Here is a 16,436-nt window from a genome sequence, read left to right on the forward strand (position 1 = left end):
TCGAGGATGGCGGTAGAACGCGACATTGCCGGCAAAGGTTGGGTGGAGGCTCTTTCACCTGGCGACGCCGACATTCTCTGCATCTGCGGAGATGTTCCCGATGACCAGACCGACGCGGTGGAGCGCCTCTGGGATCAGTTGCCGGGCCCCAGGAGCAGGACCCTGGTCACCGGGCCCGAACATCCGGGTCGGGCTCTGGACGGCTGCGTCTCGGAGCTCCTGGATGTGGGCGAACAATTCCGGCTCGAAGCGGAACGCACGGCTCCTGAACTGAAACAGGACGACGACGGCGGGATGAACGACGGCGGCGGAGACTCCCAGATGAACATGGATCACGAGGGCATGAACCACGGCGGGAAGGACGACGGCGGCGGAGACTCCCAGATGAACATGGACCATGGGGGTATGAGCCATGGAGGCATGGACCACGGCGGCATGGATATGCCGATGCCAGGGGGAATTGGCTTGGCGGGCGAGGGCAAGGACCGCGACGGTCTTGACTTGGATGTCTTGAAGGTACCTTTGGGGCCGTTTCTTCCGTTCTGGCCTGCCGGGTTGGTCCTGCACTGCGAGCTGCAGGGGGATATCGTTTTCGCTGCCAGGGCTGAGTACGCGTTCGACCCGTCCACTGAGACTCATGTTGGCGGGCCTTTGGGGACGGAGCGCGGGGCCTTGGTGCGGCAGTCGGATCTCGCGTCACGGCTCCTGCAGCTGGCCGGGGCCGCACGGGAGGCCGCGAAGGTGCGGGGTGTTCGTGATGCTGCCTTGGATGGTGGGGCTTTGGATGAGTGTCGGCGGTCGCTTGCGGCCATCGGCGCACAGCTGCGTCGGGATTGGCTGTTGCGGCGGACGCTGCAGGGAGTCGGCCGGATCCCGCAGGGCAGGGAATCCGGGGAACTCGGTGGCACGGATGCCTGGGACCGACTCCTTGCCATGCTGGATGCCAGGGTTGCCGGCACGGCAACCGCAGGCGCACACCCAGTGGGCGTCCTGTCGGACCTGGTCCGCGGGCTGGAGTTGTCCGTGGTTCGCCTTGTGGTTGCAAGCCTCGACCTTTCGCCCCTACCTGTACCGGCAGTGGAAGGGCCGGCGCGATGACTCCGGGGATGGTGCAGCAGCTTCCTGCTTGGGGGCCACTTGCAGCCCTGATGGCGCTGGCGGTGGTGGCGTTGTCCGGGGCGATGATCAATGGAGTTCTGGCTGCACGCTCCGCTGGGCGCCGGGGCGGGGGTTTCGCTCCAATTGCGGAGGCGGCCCGGCTGCTGCGGCAGCGAAGGCGGTCCACTGTGGCAGCCGATGAGCTGCTGCGCAGGGTGGGCGTGGCCGGGTTGACGGTGGCCGCGGCGCTGAAGGTGGCCGTGCTGCCGGTGGGTGCGTGGGTGGTGTCCGATCTCGCCGTGGGGCTGGTTTGGTTCAATGCGATGGACGTCCTGGTGTGGGCCTTCGTATGGCTGGCCGGTTGGGGACAGAACAGCGTATTTCCGCTGGTGGGAGCGTACCGGTTCCTTGCTTTGGCCGTGGCCTATGAACTGCCGTTGATGTTCGCCTTGACCGCTCCTGCGGCAGCGGCCGGTAGTCTGCGGATGGGTGACATCGTCGCCGCGCAGGACGGCCTGTGGTTCGTGGTCTGGATGCCGGTCGCCTTCACGGTGTTCCTGGCCGCGGTGCTGGCATTTTCCCTGCAGCGGCCATTCACCGCCCCTATGTCCGCCGACATTGCAGGGGGAATGACGGCAGAGCTTTCCGGTGTGGACCGTTTCCTTGTCCTGACCGGCCGCTACTCACTGTTGTCGGCAGGTGCCGGCTTCGCCGTGGCGTTGTTCCTGGGCGGGGGGTCCGGCCCGGTGCTGCCGGACTGGTCCTGGTTCCTTGGCAAGACTGTTGTTCTGCTGTGGCTGCTCGTGGCCTTGCGGCGCCGCATTCCGCAGCTGCGTCCGGAGCAACTGATGGCCCCGGCCTGGGTAGTGGGACTTCCCCTTGTCCTTCTGCAGGTCCTCGTTGTCGCTGTCGTCACCCTTAACGGAAGGAGCAGCTGATGCCCGAGGCAGTACTTTTTGCCGTCCTTGCCCTGATCGCCGTTGCCGCCGGCGCGGCAGTGTTCCGCACCGATTCAATGGCGCGTGCAAGTTACGCCTTGGCGCTGTCCTTCGTGGCAGTGGGCCTTATGCTGCTGCAGTTCAGGCTGGAGTACATCGGGGTGATCACTGTCCTGATGATGGTTATGGAGATGGCGGTCATGGCTATCTTCATGATCATGTTCATGGGCATGAACCCGGCGTTGATGCCCATGGACATGGTCCACAGCAAGAAACTGTCCGCATGGACGGCCAGCGGGCTGTTTCTGCTGCTGATTGCAGGGATCCTGCTCGCGGACTGGCCGGAGAGCAGAGGCCCTGCAGGCGGTGACGTCACCGCGTCCCTCGGCGAAGCCATCATGGAACCGAAAATGCTCGTGATGCTTGTGATCAGCCCGGTGCTCTTCGCCACTATTGTGGCGGCCCTGGTCCTGGCAAACCCGCGAGGGAGGTACAGCGCCTACCCGCTGGTTCCTGCAAGGGATGCCGACGACGACGGACAGGGCAAGGAACAGGGCCACTCAGGTGGTTCCGTGGGACATGCGGCCCACGGCATGGACGGGACGGACGGCGGCGCGGGGACCAGCGATGGCCACGGGCAGCACCATGGGGGCGGTGGGCACAAATGACACTTCAACTGGTGTTGATTGCTGCGGCCGCCCTGTTCTGCGTGGGCCTTTATGGCGCACTGTCACAACAGGTGGTGGTCATGGTCATGATGGGCCTGGAGCTGATGCTCAACGGCGTCATCCTGGCAGCAGCCGCGTTCTGGTGGTTCCTCGCCCCTGCACCGGACGGCCAAGTGCTGCTCCTGGTGGTGATCGCCGCCATGACGGTGGAAATGGCCATGGGCTTTGCCGTTGCCATCCTGCTGCACCGCAGCCGTCAGACCGATATGACCGAGATGGCATCGGACCTGGCCGGGTGAGCTGGCTGCTGATCCTGCTCATCGGGCTTCCGGCCGCCGCCGGAGCAGCGCTTGCCCTCGCCGGGGCGAAGGCGGACCGTTTCGCCGCGGTGCTCTCCGTCGTCGTCTCTGCCCTGGTGCTGGGCACCGCCTCCGCAGCCGCGGCCCTGCGCCCCTCCCTGGCCGCGCCCTTCCTGGCAGGAAGCGAGTTCGGCCTAAGCGTCGATGCCCTCAGCGGGATGCTGCTCCCGGCCGTTGCCGGCGTGGCCTTCCTGGTCCTGCTCTACGCGGCCGCATCCGGCATAGGCACGCCCGCCCGGTTCCACGGCCTCATGCTGATCTTCATCGCCTCGGTGCTGGTCACCGTGACTGCCACCACCCTCTCCACCCTGCTCTTTGCATGGGAGATCATGGGAGCCGCTTCCTACACCCTTATCGGGTTCCACTGGAAGGAGTCTCGGCGAGTGTCGTCCGGGTTGACGGCGTTCGTGGCCACCCGCACCGCGGACCTTGGACTTTACCTCGCAGCGGGGGCGGCGATGGCTTCCGGCGCTAAGTCAGGGGATGCCATGCCTCTGGCCGGCCTGGACAGCCTTCCCGGGCCATGGCGGGACATCGCTGCCGCCGGGATACTGGTGGCCGCGCTAGGCAAGGCGGCGCAGCTACCGTTCAGCTTCTGGCTCTCCCGGGCCATGGACGGACCCAGCGCGGTCAGCGCCCTGCTGCATTCAGCCGCGATGGTGGCCATGGGCGGATACCTGCTGCTCCGGGTCCAGCCCCTCCTGGCCGCTACCGGATGGGCTGCGGACGCTGCGGCGTGGGCGGGTGCGGCCACCGCCGTGATCCTGGGATTCATCGCGATAGGCCAGCAGGACCTCAAGCAACTCCTGGCAGCGTCGACGGCGGCGCAGCTCGGGTTTGTGGTGATGGCCGCCGGAGTGGGTGATACAGCGGGCGGTGTCGCGCACCTCATGGCCCACGCCGCAACGAAGAGCGCGCTGTTCCTGGCGGCGGGCGCCTGGCTGGCGGCACTCGGAACCAAGAAATTGGCCGACCTTCGCGGGGCCGGTCGCCGCTGGCCCCTGCTGGGTGGCGCGTTCACCGTCGCGGTGTTCAGCCTCGCCGGGATTCCTCCGCTGGCGCTGTGGGCCACCAAGGACAACATCCTCACCGCAGCGCGAGAACACTCGTTTTCCCTATATATTGCCGGGCTGGCAGGCGCTGTTCTCGCCGCCGCCTACGCCGCCAAGGCCGTGGCACTGATTTGGAGATCGGTGCTCCCGGGAACTGCGTCCGCCTACGACGCAGAGGAGACGGGCAGCCGGAAGGTCACCCCGTGGCAGATAGTCCCGATCGGAGTCCTCGCCGCCGGCGCCGCTGTTTCCGGCCTCCTGGTGCTGGGCGTAACAGGTGATGCTGTCCGCGGGGTGCTGGGCAGCAGGGCGGAGTCCTCCCTGCTCGAACTCGCCGCGTCGGGGCTGCTTGCCGTGGCGGTCCTGGTTGCGGTGTGGGTGCGTTGCGGCAACCTTCCACCACTTCCTGGGGCGCTGGCCTGGCTTCACATGGAACCTGCCGCCCACATCGTCCTGGTACGCCCGGTCCTTGCGTCCGCCCGCTCCCTGGCACGGTTCGATGATGCCGTCCTCTCCCGTGGCGTGGAGCGCGCCGCCGAAAAGGTCCTGCAAGGCGCAGGAGGCCTTAATCGCGCTGACGGGGCACTCGATCACGGCACCGATGCTGCAGCCGCTGCAACCTCCCGCCTGGCCGGCCGTTCCGCCATCACGGACCACACCATTGACGGCGCGGTGAGTGGGCTTGCCCGCAGCGCCCGTCGCGCAGGTGCAGCCGCCCGCCGGCCCCAGACCGGCCAACTGCACCACTACTACGTCCAGGCCGCCACGGTGATCGTGGTGGCCGCCGTCCTTCTGATCGTCGTGAGGTAACTTTGCTCAGTCTCGCCATCCTCTTCCCCCTCGCCGCAGCGGCGGCCGTCCTCCTGTCCGCCGGACGCGGAGGCATGGCCCGCGCCCTCTTCCTGGGAGCGACCGCCGTCGAGGTGGTACTCACCGCGATCCTGTGGGCCGGGTACCGGACTCCGGGACCGGACGGACTGGCCTATGAGGAACGCCTGCGCTGGATCCCGAACGTGGGAAGCAGCTACCACGTGGGGGTGGACGGGCTTTCGCTGTCCCTGATCGGCCTCACCGCCGTCATCTTCCTTGCCTGCGCTGTCTACGACTGGGGCGCCAGGGACCGGCCGGCCCCCAGGGCAGCACTGTTCCTATTCCTCGAAGCCACCAGCATGGGACTGTTCGCCGCCCAGGACCTCATCCTGTTCTTCCTGTTCTTCGATCTGTCCATCGTTGGCATGTACTTCGTGATTGCCGGATGGGGCCACGGGGACAAGGCACGGTCAGCCCTGAAGTTCTTCCTCTACACCTTCCTTGGCTCGCTGGCACTGCTGCTGGGCTTCATCGGCCTATACCTCGGCGCCGCGCCGCACACGTTCGATATTCCGGAACTGCTCCGGACCCAGCCACTGCGTGACAACCCGGCCGGCCTGTGGGTGCTCGGCGCCGTCGTCGTCGGCCTGGCCATCAAAACCCCCACTCTGCCGTTCCACACCTGGCTGCCCCCGGCCCACACCGATGCACCCGCCACCGGCTCAGCCGTCCTTGCCGGTGTGCTGCTGAAAATGGGCACCTACGGCTTCGTCCGGATCGCGATGCCACTGCTTCCCGACGCCTGGCGGGCGTGGGTCCCCGCCCTGGTGGCCGTGGGCGTGGTGTCGGTTCTCTACGGGGCACTCGTGGCCCTGGCCCAGAGCGACCTGAAACGCATGATCGCCTACACCTCCGTCAACCACATGGGCTACATCGTCCTCGCCCTGGCCGCAGCCGGTGCCGGCGGCAATCCCGCGGCCAGGGAAACAGCAGTGACCGGCGCCGTCACGCAGATGGTCAGCCACGGCCTGATCACCGGCGCCCTGTTCCTGCTGGCCGGAGTGCTGCACAGCCGCGCCGGGACCTACGACATGGGCGCCTTCGGCGGTCTGGCCTCCCCCGCACCCCGTTTCGCGGCCTTCTTCGCCGTGGCTGCCTTCGCCTCGCTCGGCCTGCCCGGCTTCAGCGGCTTCATCGCCGAATTCCAGATCTTCGCCGGCAGCATCGGCGCCGTCCCCCTGACCGCCCTCGCCCTCCCCGGCATCCTCATCACCGCCGCGCTCTTCCTGCGCGCACTCCAGCGCGTGTTCACCGGGGAACCACAGGGAAAGTCCCCGGGGCTGGCAGACCTCCGCCCTGCCGAAGCCTGGTCGGCAGGCGGCCTGCTGGTCCTCTCGGTGCTGATCGGACTGATCCCGGTACCCTTGCTGCAGACCATCAGCCCGGCCTCGGCATCGCTGGTCAGCTTGCTCGGAGGGTAGGCGCCGTGGAATCCATGAATCCAGGCGCTGACGCCCTCGCAATGCTCCCGGAAATCCTGCTGCTGACAGGTGCCATCACCGCCCTGCTGGCAGGCTCATTCCTTGCCAAGGAACAGCAATGGATCAGCCGGATCATTGCACTGGGTGCGCTGGCAGCAAGCGCAACCGCGGCTGCCGCCGCCCTGGCTGGAACGGGCACGTCCGCCTACTCCGGAAGCTACGCGATCGACGCCGGCACCGGCGCCGGGCGGCTGGTAGTGGCAATATCGGCCCTGCTGGTCATCGTGCTGGGCAGCGATGAACTCCGCGGAACCGAGCGCGAAAGCGAAACCTACACCCTGATCCTGCTGGCCTCCCTGGGCGCGACCGTACTTTCAGGCGCAGCCGACCTTCTGGTGCTCATCGCCGGATTCCTCCTTGCCAGCATCCCCCTGTACGCCCTTATCGGCATCGGAAGAACCAGGAACGGCGCCGAGGCCGCACTCAAGACCTACCTGCAGGGCGCATTCTTCGGCATCCTGCTCATGCTCGGCGCCGCCGTGCTCTACGCCGCCGCCGGAACCACGTCCTACTCCGGGCTCCGGCCGGGACTCGAACATGCCGCAGGGGCGCTAACCGGTGTGGGGCTGGTGGGCGTGTTGGCCGGGCTGATGTTCAAGGCAGGAGCCGTTCCCGCCCACTTCTGGGTCCCGGATGCCGCCGAAGGGGCCGGGACCGCGGCTGCCGCTTTCGCCACCACGGTGCCGAAAATCGGCGGAATCCTGGCCGCCTACCGTCTGCTGGAGCAGATACCCGGAACCGTAGCGTGGCCGCTGCTGGTCGCCCTGTTCGCGGCGGTCACCATGACACTGGGAAACCTCGCCGCCTTCGCCCAGACAAATCCCAGGCGTCTGCTGGGCTGGTCCACCGTCAGCCAGGCCGGATACCTGCTCATGCCCGTCGCCGTGGCAGGAGCGGTTCCGCTGGCCCTGCCCTCCCTGCTGATCTACCTTGCCAGCTATGCCGCCAGTAACCTCACTGCCTTCGCCATCATCGGGGCCCACCCGGACCGCGCCGAACTCCGCGGCTACGAAGGGTTATCCACCGCCCGGCCATGGCACGCCGTAGCACTCGTCGTGGCGCTGCTCAGCCTGGTCGGGACCCCACCCACCGGAGTCTTCCTCGGCAAACTGGCCGTCTTTACCGCAGCTTGGGATGGCGGCTTCTGGTGGCTTGCCGCCCTCGCAGCACTCAACACGGTCGCCAGCCTCTTCTACTACCTCCGCTGGCTCGCTCCTGCCTTCCGCGCGGCCTCACCCGATTCACCCGGAGCCGGTGACTTCAGCCCCCGGGCCTGGCCCACCCGGGTTGCCATAGCAGGAGCAGCCCTAACGCTTTTTGTGGGTATCGGTGGAGGCATCCTCTGGGCTGGATTAGCCTAACCGCAGCGATAAGAAACAGGTAGCGACCCCGTTCGCTGGGAAGGTCATGGACGTGCGGGTCAGAGATGCTCCGAAGGCCGCTCCGCGGCAACTTGGTGTGATATCGCAGACGAAACGGATATGCACTGCCTCAATCTAGCTTCATGTCCGGTTACGGTGTACGTCATTCTGTTGGAGCACCGGGCCAATCAGGCCCGGTACTCCTGAGAGTGTCGGCAGGGGCAATCTGGATGATCGAGTCCTATTGGTTCAGTGGTTGTAGGCGATGACTGAGCCCTGAACGGCCCTACCTTACGGACATGCCGTCGTTCTGTTGTGGCAGCGACCGTCGTTCATGATTTGGCGAGGTGGCGGTAGATGGTGGGCCGGGTAACGCCAAATTCCTTGGCAATGTGCTCGACCGTGTGGGCACGTCTGCCGTCTGGGCCTTTTTCTTCATACATTTCCTGGGCCAGCCGTACTTGGCGGGGGCCGAGTTTGGGTTTCTGGCCGCCGGTGCGCCCCCTCGCCCTGGCCGCGGCCAGACCGTCACGGGTACGTTCGGACATCAGCGCGTGTTCGAACTCGGCGATCGAGCCAAGGATTTGGAAGAACATCCGCCCCATCGGTGTGGATGTGTCGATGCTCTGGTCCAGGACCACCAGATCAACCCCGCGCTCCTGGAGTGTCTTGGAGACCTCGATGAGGTTTTCCAACGACCGGCCGAGTCGGTCAAGTTTGGTCACGACGAGTTGGTCCCCAGCGCGGTTGGCCGAGAGCAGGGCCTTGTCCAGTTCTGGCCGGCGGGCTAGCTTTCCCGAGGCCACATCAACGAATACCTGGTCACAGCCGGCCGCGGTCAGGGCATCGTGCTGGGCTTCGGGGTGCTGATCACGGGTAGAGACCCGTCCGTATCCAACGCGCATCCCCATAACGTATCACCAACCCTGCACGGCATTACACAGACGCGTACGCGGAAAGCATTACAAAATCGACCCCTGAAGTGCGCGATCCGCTGAACAGGTCGAGAGATGTCTCGCGAACGATCGTATTTGAGATGCCAAGGAGACGACCGCAATCAACTGCTGGCCGGGCGCATCCCTCCGTACATCGGTGTTGGGGACCGGTGCGCGGCAGACTCTTGTGAGCAGCCAAGGGCTGTATTGTGCGGATGAACGCGTACACATGTGCGCAAGTGGCTTAGTATTGCGTTTCAAGGGGCGGAAGCGCAAAGTGTCGCGCAAGGGCTGAACGTGGAGGGAGAACCGCTGGTGCGGGTAATTGATCTGAGAAACGATGTCGGCTCCCAGCACCTGGCCAAGAGGCGCCTGGCCCGCTTTGTTGCCTCCCGCCAGGAGGGCACCCGCGTGTTCTACCGGATCGAGGATGATCACGCCCGCCACCTCGTGACCGCAGCGGTTCTTCAGGCGGAACGTCGCCTGGCGGCCACGCCGCTCCACCACCACTCCGGAAGCAGGACAACACCCTGAGCAACCCGCACGAGCACCCGCACCCACATCCGCACGGCCACGACCAGGACCAGCCGGTGCGCGAGGACCCCCGCGCCGGCGGCCCCCACGACCACCACGGCCACCACCCCACCGAGGATGCCCACGCGCACCCTCACGAGGGGCATGACCACGCGGACGGCGACCACGGCCACGCGCATCCCCGCGAGGGGCACGACCACGGCCATGCTCACCCGACCGGTATCAAGGGATTCCTCCACGGACTCTTCGTCCCGCACAGCCATGACGCCTCGGATTCAATCGACGACGCGTTGGAGGCAAGCGCGGAAGGCATCCGGGCCCTGAAATCAGTCTCTTCATTCTGCTCGGCACAACGATTCTGCAACTGGTGGTTGTTCTCATCAGCGGATCTGTCGCGTTGCTCGCCGACACCGTCCACAATTTCTCCGACGCCCTGACGGCGGTTCCGCTGTGGATCGCGTTCATCCTCGGCCGGCGGGCCGCGAACCGCCGCCATACCTACGGCTACGGCAAGGCCGAAGACCTGGCCGGGCTCTTTATTGTCGCCGTCGTGGCCTTGTCGGCGGTTGTTGCCGCCTGGCAATCGATCGACCGGCTCTTCAACCCGCAGCCGTTGCATAACCTGGGGTGGGTCCTGGCCGCGGGCGTCGTCGGATTCATCGGCAACGAGGCCGTGGCGATCCACCGCATCCGGGTCGGCCAGAAGATCGGCTCCGCCGCGCTCGTCGCCGACGGGGTGCATGCGCGCACCGACGGGTTCACCTCCCTCGCCGTTGTGGTCGGCGCCGGCGGCGTCATGCTGGGATTCCCGCTGGCCGACCCGATCGTCGGACTGCTGATCTCCATCGCGATCATTTTCCTGCTCTGGGGCACGGTCCGCAGCATCGGTCGGCGGCTGATGGACGGGATCGAACCCGAGCTGCTGGACCGCGCCCAGGCCGCCCTGGAAAAAACACCGGGCGTGCTCTCCGTCCCGAAGCTGCAGCTTCGGTGGGTCGGGCACCGCCTTCAGGGTGCGGCGACCATCATGGTGGCCAGCACCTCGCTGGCGGAGGCGGAAAAGGTCACTGCACAGGCCGAAGCCAGCCTGACCGGCGCGTTACCAAACATTGATGACATGCCCATCCGCACCGTGAGCGGCACCCCGGGCACGACAGGTGCGCTGCCCCACACGCCGGCGCCGCACGCACATCCCGGTCAGAACGGCGACGGGTGGGAACGCCGGATCTGAAACGGGGAACGTCGCCACGGCGAAAGTCGGCTATGGTTAGTGCATAGACGCGCACCTATGCACTTAAGGGAGTTGGCTTGATGTTAGCGGTTCTGCGGAATATGATATGCCGCCGGCGTTCACAACCTAACTTGGACACCGTGCTTTCGGAGGCGCTTGACGAAAAGGGTGCCTGCGTCCAGCGGCTGACAGTGGGGCTTCACTGCTGTGGCGCATGAAGGTCAGCGGTGTCCACCCGAACGCATGGAACCCGAGCCGAAAGGGGTGCGCAGAACCATGAAACTCGCCATCGCATACTCGTTCCGGCTCCGGTACCAGGTCAATATCCACGAAGCCATCGTTCCCGCCGAGCGGTTTCTGGACGTCCCTCTGGACATTGAGGCGGTCCGCCGTGTGGTGGAGGACGACGACGCCCTTCTGGCTGAGCTCTTCCGGGACTTCCTGTATGAATACCGGCTGATGACGAAGGATGCGGGCTACTGGTCCAAAGAGCTGGAGCGAAACGACGAGATGATCAGGCTGGTGGAAGTGGTCTGAGAATAAGCCACATCTGCCTTGCCACCATTTAGCCGGGGCTCGTCTGCATGACACGGCAGAGATGAGAAAGGGACAGACCCTAAATGACCATGGTGGACAACGCTGTCTATGTTGATGGCCGGCGGACCGACAACCCGTTGAACTTGGATGAAACGTATGAGGTGATGCGGGCCCGCGGCGGGATGGCGTGGATCGGGCTGTACCGCCCGGACCGGGAGGAGATCCGGTCGGTGGCGGATGCGTTCAGCCTGCATGAGCTCGCCGTTGAGAATGCCCTCACCGGTCACCAGCGCTCCAAACTCGAGCGTTCCGGGGACACGCTGTTCACGGTGCTGCGCCCGGCCCGATATCTGGACGATGTGAAGAAGGTCGAGTTCGGTGAAATGCACGTCTTTGTGGGTCCGGACCACGTGGTGACGGTCGGACATGCGCACCCCCCGAACCTGGCGAAGGTCCGCCAGCAGCTTGAGGCCGCCCCGGAGCTGCTGGCCCGGGGCCCGCAGTCCGTGCTGTACGCGCTCATGGATGAAGTCGCGAACCAGTACGAGGCCGTCGCCGGTGATCTGGAGACCGAAATCGACGAGATTGAGGACGATCTTTTCCGCGCCGGCCCGGACATGGCACGGCGCATCTACAAGCTCTCCAGGGAAGTCATCGAGTTCCAGGGGGCAACGCACACGCTCAAGGCCATGCTGGAGGCCCTGAAACGCGACGCGGAGAAATCTCATCTGGACCTGGAGCTGCAGCACAGACTGCGGGACGTCCAGGACCATGTCATCTGGGTCGTGGAACGGGTGGACACATTCCGTGTCCTGCTCCGGAGCGCGTTGACGGTCAATGCAACCTTCATGGCCCAGCAGCGGAACAAAGACGTCAAGAAGATTTTCTCCTGGGCGGCCATCCTGTTCGCCTCCGCGCTCGTAGGAACTTTGTACGGAATGAACTCTGCCTTCATGCGCGGGCTGGCCTGGACGCTGGGCTACCCGATCGCGATCGGCCTCATGCTCGCCATGGGCGTCGTCCTCTACCTGTCGTTCAGACACCGCAAATGGCTCTGAACGACAGGCAGCAACGCAGAGAATTCAGCCCTTGGGAATCGGCCGGCGGCCGAAGCGATCCCTGCCAAAGCTCCCAGGCCTTTCGACAGCCGTCGACGACTACGGTCTGTCCGGTATAGTCTGTCGGTTCCTACGACGAACATCTCCGCATCGTGGAGAGTCGTCGTGACGGCCAGAGAAGCATCCAGTGCCGCTGTCAGTTGTGCTCTGTCTGTGAGAGTTCTCCGGCTTGTTTCAGGAACTGCCGGTGTCGGCTTGAGTGCCGGAAGGACCAGCTTCCCGGAACGACGCGCACCTCATTGAGTCGGACATGAAAGTGGTCGGCCCGTTTGGCCGCCCACTCCAGGGCGGCATTTCCCGCAGGCGAGCTATCAACACCGATCACGACTAGCTCTTCGCCATTCAGGTGACTTCCCACGACTTGTCACCGGTGAGGGTCCACTATCTCCCGCCCACCCATCGCGGACGAGAGCCCCGAAAGTCTTGTTAGAACTATCACAGTGACGGTGTATCCGGCGTTTTTATATAGGGCTGCCGGGCCGGCCCGTCCGTCAGGCAGTAACGGTGAACGCTTCCACGATGCCTTGGGTGATCCTGCCGGAGCTGAGCCGGTATTCGGCCCGGACCTCGACCTCAACCTCTGCCGGGGAGATAGCGCCGAAATCACCGGCAGCGCTGCGTTCCCGTGCATATGCCACTGCGTGGTCTTTGCTACTGAATTCCGGGGACGGGGCATATAGGCCCACGTTGAGGATATAAAACACCCGCTGCACCACGGCGTCGGCCAGTTCGTGTGAGGGATCATGGGCTTGGTCCAACATCTGGTCTGCCGTCACGCTTGTTCCTCGATTCATCTGAATCCCCACTTTACCGCCCCGCCGTCCGGCCTCCCGCACGTTTTGACATCTGACAGGGTTCGGAAGGAGCCGGGCAACAGCACTCGTTGAGACCTATTTTCGTGGCTGGTTTCACCAGCACGCACCGGTTGGTGTCTTTGCCGCTCCTGCTCTGCCGGGCTCGGGTCCCGGCGCTCACGGATCGGAATTAGTGCGGACCGGCCCGGAGACGAGAGTGTATGTGTACGCCGCCGAGGGAGCGTGTGCGGGGAAAGACCGGTTCCAGCACCGAAGATGTCCGTCGGAGCTGCGGAGGGCTCCTGCCCCCGGGCGGTCGAGGAGCGGCGGCCGTTAGGCTGGAAGCCGTAGTTTTTTCAGCCGCGGGGTGGTTACCGCAGACGGATGGCGGGTGCCAGAGAATGGTTTTTACGGGTGATAAATGGATAGGCGTCCTTCTCCAGGTCGTGATTACCATCGGCCTTGGAGCCGGAACCTGGGCGGTTGCCCGGTCCGTGATTTCCCGCATCGTGGGACGGGTCAGTAACGGCTACGCCATGCTGAAGAAGCCTCATTTCCGGTGGGCGCAGCCCGTGCTGCGGACCCTGGATCACGAACGCCGGGTCCAGCGGGCGGAAACCATCGGATCCCTGCTGACGAGTATCGTCGCCGCACTGATCGTAGTGACCGTCATCATTTACACTCTTGGCGCCCTTGAGGTCAATGTCGCGCCGCTGCTCACCAGCGTAGGGATCCTGGGCATCGCTATCGGTTTTGGCGCCCAGCAGCTGATCCGGGACTTCCTGGCCGGGATCTTCATCACCTTGGAGGACCAGTACGGCATCGGCGACGTGATCGAGACCAGCGAAGTCGTCGGAACCGTTGAGTCCGTGGGCCTGCGCATCACCAGGGTCGGTGCAGAGGACGGCACCGTCTGGTACCTGCGTAACGGAGAAATCCTGCGTGTCGGAAACCGCTCACAGGGAAGCTGCACGCCCACCACCGACGGAGCCTCACCGGAGGAGTCGCTGACACGCGCAGGAGAGTAGGACCGATCGTGCAGCAGGGAAGGGTCAGGTCCTGCGCCTAAGATGCGCCGGTGCCTGTCCGGCCAGGGCAGAAGGGCTTCCTCACCGGCACGGGAAAGAAATCCCCCGGTTCCGTCCCGGGCACGGCCTGACGGGGGAACAGTCCGTGCTGTTCGGCCGCCAGTGTGCGGTGTTTGCGGGTGCGCGTTTCGTGGATATGCGGGGTCTGACGTTGGTATATATTAGTGGTTGCAAGGTGCCGTTCGTTAGCTGAGGCTCCTTCGCGGATACATGCCAGCGACCCCCAACGTCGAGAGACGCCCCGGGTCAGGACAGGTTCCCCCGGTCTAAGGGGTTGCCCCGATTGGCTCCCGGAACGCCGGGTTCACGCCGTGAAGTGCCAAAGGTCTTACGAGGAGGGGCACTGCCGGGTCCCAGCTCCGGCCTCCTCCGCGGCGCCGCCGGATCCGGAATGGAGGTGGTCACCCGTGAACGATGGTCATAGTCCGTCTACCGGTACCGCCTTCGCGCGGTCCTGAACACAAATTCTTCCCCGCCGGCCGCGGCTCTGCTCGGGCCGGCATCCTGACCGCTTAGCCAATTTCCGGGACCTCTTCCTGCTGCGCCGATTTCTGTGATGTCCGCGTTCTGCATCCAAAAGGTCTCATGTTCCGGGAGGACATGCCCATGCCCGCCAACACCCATACCGGCCCCGAACCGACCACCAATTCCGGGCCCGCACCCCACGCTGCTCCGTCACCGTCACCATCACCAGCAACGGCTTCCGGGTCCGGGCCGGAAGCGTCCTCCGGGCCTGCCCCGGCGGCGGTCCTGGACAGCGCACACATCGGCGACATTAAGGGTGCTTTCGGCACGATCCGGCTCGGTGAGGAGTCGCCGGGAAGCGGCTGGAAGACCAGGTTCAAGACCCTGCTGGCCATCATCGGGCCGGGTCTGATCGTGATGGTCGGGGATAACGATGCCGGCGCGTTCGGGACATATACCGAGGCCGGGCAGAACTACGGCACGTCGCTGCTGTGGACGCTGCTGCTGCTGGTTCCGGTGCTGTATGTGAACCAGGAGATGGTCCTGCGCCTCGGGGTGGTTTCCGGTGTCGGGCATGCCCGGCTAATTCTGGAACGGTTCGGAAAGTTCTGGGGCGCGTTCAGCGTGATCGATCTGTTCATCCTCAACGCCCTGACCATCGTTACAGAGTTTATTGGAATCAGCCTGGGCCTGGATTATCTGGGCATCCCCAAGGTCGCGGGCGTGCTCGTGGCCGCAGTGGTGATCATCGGCGCAGCCTCAACCGGGTCGTTCAAACGGTTCGAACGGGTCTGCATGACCCTGGTCGCGGGGTCGCTGCTGCTGGTGCCCATCATCGTCATGGTGCATCCGGACCTGGGGCAGGTGACCCATGATTTCTTCATCCCCGGGCTCCCAGCGGGTTCGGACCTGTCCACGGTCACGCTGCTGATCATCGGCATCGTCGGTACGACCATTGCCCCGTGGCAGTTGTTCTTCCAGCAGTCCTACCTCATCGATAAGCGCATCACTCCCCGGTATATGAAGTACGAGAAGGTCGACCTGTGGCTCGGGATCGTGATCGTGATCATCGGCGCGGGTGCCATCATGGGGTTCACCGCGGCCACGTTCGCCGGGCACCCTGAATTCGGGAACTTCACGGACGCCGGAGGTGTCGCCGTCGGGCTGGAAAAGTACGTCGGGAAGGCCGCCGGGGTGCTGTTCGCGGTGGCCCTGATTGACGCCTCAATCATCGGCGCGGCGGCCGTCGGGCTGTCCACCTCCTACGCACTGGGGGACGTGCTGGGCCTGAAGCATTCCCTGCACCGGAAATTCTCCGACGCGAAGGGCTTCTATGCCGTGTTCGCCGGAGTTCTGATCATCTCAGCGGTCATTGTCCTGATCCCGGGGGCCCCGCTGGGGCTGCTGACCGTCGGTGTCCAGGTCCTCGCCGGTGTCCTGCTGCCCTCGGCCACCGTGTTCCTACTGTTGCTGTGCAACGACAAACAGGTCCTGGGCCCCTGGGTGAACGGCAGGGCCACGAACGTCTTCACCGCGCTCATCATCGCCGTCCTGGTAATTCTCTCCATCGTCCTGACCGCAGGGGTGCTCTTCCCCGACATGAGCAGCGCGGTGATTATCGGCATCCTCGCCGGCGGGGCAGCCCTGAGCATTCTGGGCGGTGCCGGATACCTCCTCTATGCCAGATTCCGACCCGGCCCGGGTGCCGCGCCGATCGACCGGACCGGGAAGCAGGACTGGCGCATGCCGCCCCTGGCGCTGTTGACGGCCCCGAAACTCTCCACCGCCGGCCGTACCGGGCTGACCGTGCTGCGGACCTACCTGTTGATCGCCATGATCCTGGTGATCGTCCGGGTAGTCCAGCTTGCCATGGGCGGCTGAACCCCCTTGGCGGCTGAACCGGGCAC

15 protein-coding genes, 1 pseudogene and 1 riboswitch are annotated in these 16,436 nt (G+C 65.1%); of the genes and pseudogenes, 13 read left to right on the forward strand and 3 right to left on the reverse strand.

Annotated elements, in window-relative coordinates:
• Nucleotides 1-6 precede the first annotated feature (6 nt).
• From LFT49_RS21205 to LFT49_RS21235, 7 genes are read left to right on the forward strand one after another with little or no spacing between them, the layout of a single operon-like run.
• Nucleotides 7-1,098, forward strand: coding sequence for a hypothetical protein (locus tag LFT49_RS21205; RefSeq protein WP_237430596.1), 1,092 nt, complete (start codon nucleotides 7-9; stop codon nucleotides 1,096-1,098).
• The gene (locus LFT49_RS21210; protein WP_237430597.1) at nucleotides 1,095-2,036 is read left to right on the forward strand and encodes an NADH-quinone oxidoreductase subunit H; all 942 of its coding nucleotides are present in this window, start codon (nucleotides 1,095-1,097) and stop codon (nucleotides 2,034-2,036) included. Before LFT49_RS21205 ends, LFT49_RS21210 begins: the two co-directional genes overlap by 4 nt.
• Nucleotides 2,036-2,704 carry an NADH-quinone oxidoreductase subunit J gene (locus LFT49_RS21215; RefSeq protein WP_336886864.1) on the forward strand — a complete coding sequence of 223 codons (669 nt, stop codon included), beginning with the start codon at nucleotides 2,036-2,038 and terminating at the stop codon, nucleotides 2,702-2,704. The genes LFT49_RS21210 and LFT49_RS21215 overlap by 1 nt, the downstream gene beginning before the upstream one ends.
• Complete coding sequence (locus LFT49_RS21220; RefSeq protein ID WP_141160658.1) at nucleotides 2,701-3,003, forward strand: NADH-quinone oxidoreductase subunit NuoK; 303 nt, start codon at nucleotides 2,701-2,703, stop codon at nucleotides 3,001-3,003. Before LFT49_RS21215 ends, LFT49_RS21220 begins: the two co-directional genes overlap by 4 nt.
• Nucleotides 3,000-4,925 (forward strand): proton-conducting transporter transmembrane domain-containing protein, encoded by a 1,926-nt coding sequence (locus LFT49_RS21225; protein ID WP_237430598.1) that lies wholly within the window; start codon nucleotides 3,000-3,002, stop codon nucleotides 4,923-4,925. The genes LFT49_RS21220 and LFT49_RS21225 overlap by 4 nt, the downstream gene beginning before the upstream one ends.
• Before the next feature lie 2 nt (nucleotides 4,926-4,927).
• A complete protein-coding gene (locus LFT49_RS21230; RefSeq protein ID WP_237430599.1) occupies nucleotides 4,928-6,406 on the forward strand; it encodes a complex I subunit 4 family protein in 1,479 nt (492 codons plus the stop codon).
• Nucleotides 6,407-6,420: 14 nt separating this feature from the next.
• The gene (locus tag LFT49_RS21235; protein WP_237430665.1) at nucleotides 6,421-7,827 is read left to right on the forward strand and encodes an NADH-quinone oxidoreductase subunit N; all 1,407 of its coding nucleotides are present in this window, start codon (nucleotides 6,421-6,423) and stop codon (nucleotides 7,825-7,827) included.
• 332 nt (nucleotides 7,828-8,159) lie between these two features.
• On the opposite strand, the gene LFT49_RS21240 is transcribed toward LFT49_RS21235, so the two are convergent.
• Complete coding sequence (locus LFT49_RS21240; RefSeq protein WP_236803046.1) at nucleotides 8,160-8,732, reverse strand: recombinase family protein; 573 nt, start codon at nucleotides 8,730-8,732, stop codon at nucleotides 8,160-8,162.
• Nucleotides 8,733-9,077: 345 nt separating this feature from the next.
• Between LFT49_RS21240 and LFT49_RS21245 the strand changes: the two genes are divergently transcribed.
• Complete coding sequence (locus LFT49_RS21245) at nucleotides 9,078-9,296, forward strand: hypothetical protein (RefSeq protein ID WP_442863742.1); 219 nt, start codon at nucleotides 9,078-9,080, stop codon at nucleotides 9,294-9,296.
• Here the strand turns inward: LFT49_RS21245 and LFT49_RS21250 are convergent.
• Nucleotides 9,230-9,559, reverse strand: a complete 330-nt coding sequence (locus tag LFT49_RS21250) for a hypothetical protein (RefSeq protein ID WP_236803171.1) — start codon at nucleotides 9,557-9,559, stop codon at nucleotides 9,230-9,232. The two genes, LFT49_RS21245 and LFT49_RS21250, sit on opposite strands and share 67 nt — an antisense overlap.
• On the opposite strand from LFT49_RS21250, the pseudogene LFT49_RS21255 reads away from it, so the two are divergent.
• The 3 genes and pseudogenes from LFT49_RS21255 to LFT49_RS21265 all read left to right on the forward strand — a co-directional run bounded on the left by LFT49_RS21255 (nucleotide 9,518) and on the right by LFT49_RS21265 (nucleotide 12,122).
• Nucleotides 9,518-10,527, forward strand: a pseudogene (locus LFT49_RS21255) (cation diffusion facilitator family transporter). The gene LFT49_RS21250 and the pseudogene LFT49_RS21255 sit on opposite strands and share 42 nt — an antisense overlap.
• A 276-nt stretch (nucleotides 10,528-10,803) precedes the next feature.
• Nucleotides 10,804-11,064, forward strand: coding sequence for a hypothetical protein (locus LFT49_RS21260; protein WP_236803047.1), 261 nt, complete (start codon nucleotides 10,804-10,806; stop codon nucleotides 11,062-11,064).
• Nucleotides 11,065-11,147: 83 nt separating this feature from the next.
• Entirely contained in the window at nucleotides 11,148-12,122 is a 975-nt protein-coding gene (locus tag LFT49_RS21265; RefSeq protein ID WP_236803048.1) for a magnesium and cobalt transport protein CorA, read from the forward strand.
• A gap of 551 nt (nucleotides 12,123-12,673) precedes the next feature.
• Here LFT49_RS21265 and LFT49_RS21270 read toward each other — a convergent pair.
• A complete protein-coding gene (locus LFT49_RS21270; RefSeq protein ID WP_236803049.1) occupies nucleotides 12,674-12,958 on the reverse strand; it encodes a hypothetical protein in 285 nt (94 codons plus the stop codon).
• A 419-nt stretch (nucleotides 12,959-13,377) separates the two neighbouring features.
• On the opposite strand from LFT49_RS21270, the gene LFT49_RS21275 reads away from it, so the two are divergent.
• Together LFT49_RS21275 and LFT49_RS21280 are read left to right on the forward strand one after the other, a co-directional pair.
• On the forward strand, nucleotides 13,378-14,004 hold the full coding sequence (locus LFT49_RS21275) for a mechanosensitive ion channel family protein (RefSeq protein ID WP_236803050.1): 627 nt from the start codon (nucleotides 13,378-13,380) through the stop codon (nucleotides 14,002-14,004).
• A 234-nt stretch (nucleotides 14,005-14,238) separates the two neighbouring features.
• Nucleotides 14,239-14,409: riboswitch (M-box (ykoK) riboswitch) on the forward strand.
• A 261-nt stretch (nucleotides 14,410-14,670) separates the two neighbouring features.
• The gene (locus tag LFT49_RS21280) at nucleotides 14,671-16,410 is read left to right on the forward strand and encodes an Nramp family divalent metal transporter (protein ID WP_236803051.1); all 1,740 of its coding nucleotides are present in this window, start codon (nucleotides 14,671-14,673) and stop codon (nucleotides 16,408-16,410) included.
• Nucleotides 16,411-16,436 lie beyond the last annotated feature (26 nt).

Source organism: Arthrobacter sp. FW306-06-A, from assembly GCF_021870055.1.
Classification (GTDB): domain Bacteria; phylum Actinomycetota; class Actinomycetes; order Actinomycetales; family Micrococcaceae; genus Arthrobacter.

Coding starts and splice junctions, on each gene's coding strand:
- LFT49_RS21205 (WP_237430596.1), top strand. CDS start 7: ATGGCGGTAGAACGCGACATTGCCGGCAAAGGTTGGGTGGAGGCTCTT.
- LFT49_RS21265 (WP_236803048.1), top strand. CDS start 11,148: ATGACCATGGTGGACAACGCTGTCTATGTTGATGGCCGGCGGACCGAC.
- LFT49_RS21275 (WP_236803050.1), top strand. CDS start 13,378: ATGGTTTTTACGGGTGATAAATGGATAGGCGTCCTTCTCCAGGTCGTG.
- LFT49_RS21250 (WP_236803171.1), bottom strand. CDS start 9,559: ATGGCTGTGCGGGACGAAGAGTCCGTGGAGGAATCCCTTGATACCGGT.
- LFT49_RS21235 (WP_237430665.1), top strand. CDS start 6,421: ATGAATCCAGGCGCTGACGCCCTCGCAATGCTCCCGGAAATCCTGCTG.
- LFT49_RS21215 (WP_336886864.1), top strand. CDS start 2,036: ATGCCCGAGGCAGTACTTTTTGCCGTCCTTGCCCTGATCGCCGTTGCC.
- LFT49_RS21260 (WP_236803047.1), top strand. CDS start 10,804: ATGAAACTCGCCATCGCATACTCGTTCCGGCTCCGGTACCAGGTCAAT.
- LFT49_RS21240 (WP_236803046.1), bottom strand. CDS start 8,732: ATGCGCGTTGGATACGGACGGGTCTCTACCCGTGATCAGCACCCCGAA.
- LFT49_RS21280 (WP_236803051.1), top strand. CDS start 14,671: ATGCCCGCCAACACCCATACCGGCCCCGAACCGACCACCAATTCCGGG.
- LFT49_RS21220 (WP_141160658.1), top strand. CDS start 2,701: ATGACACTTCAACTGGTGTTGATTGCTGCGGCCGCCCTGTTCTGCGTG.
- LFT49_RS21210 (WP_237430597.1), top strand. CDS start 1,095: ATGACTCCGGGGATGGTGCAGCAGCTTCCTGCTTGGGGGCCACTTGCA.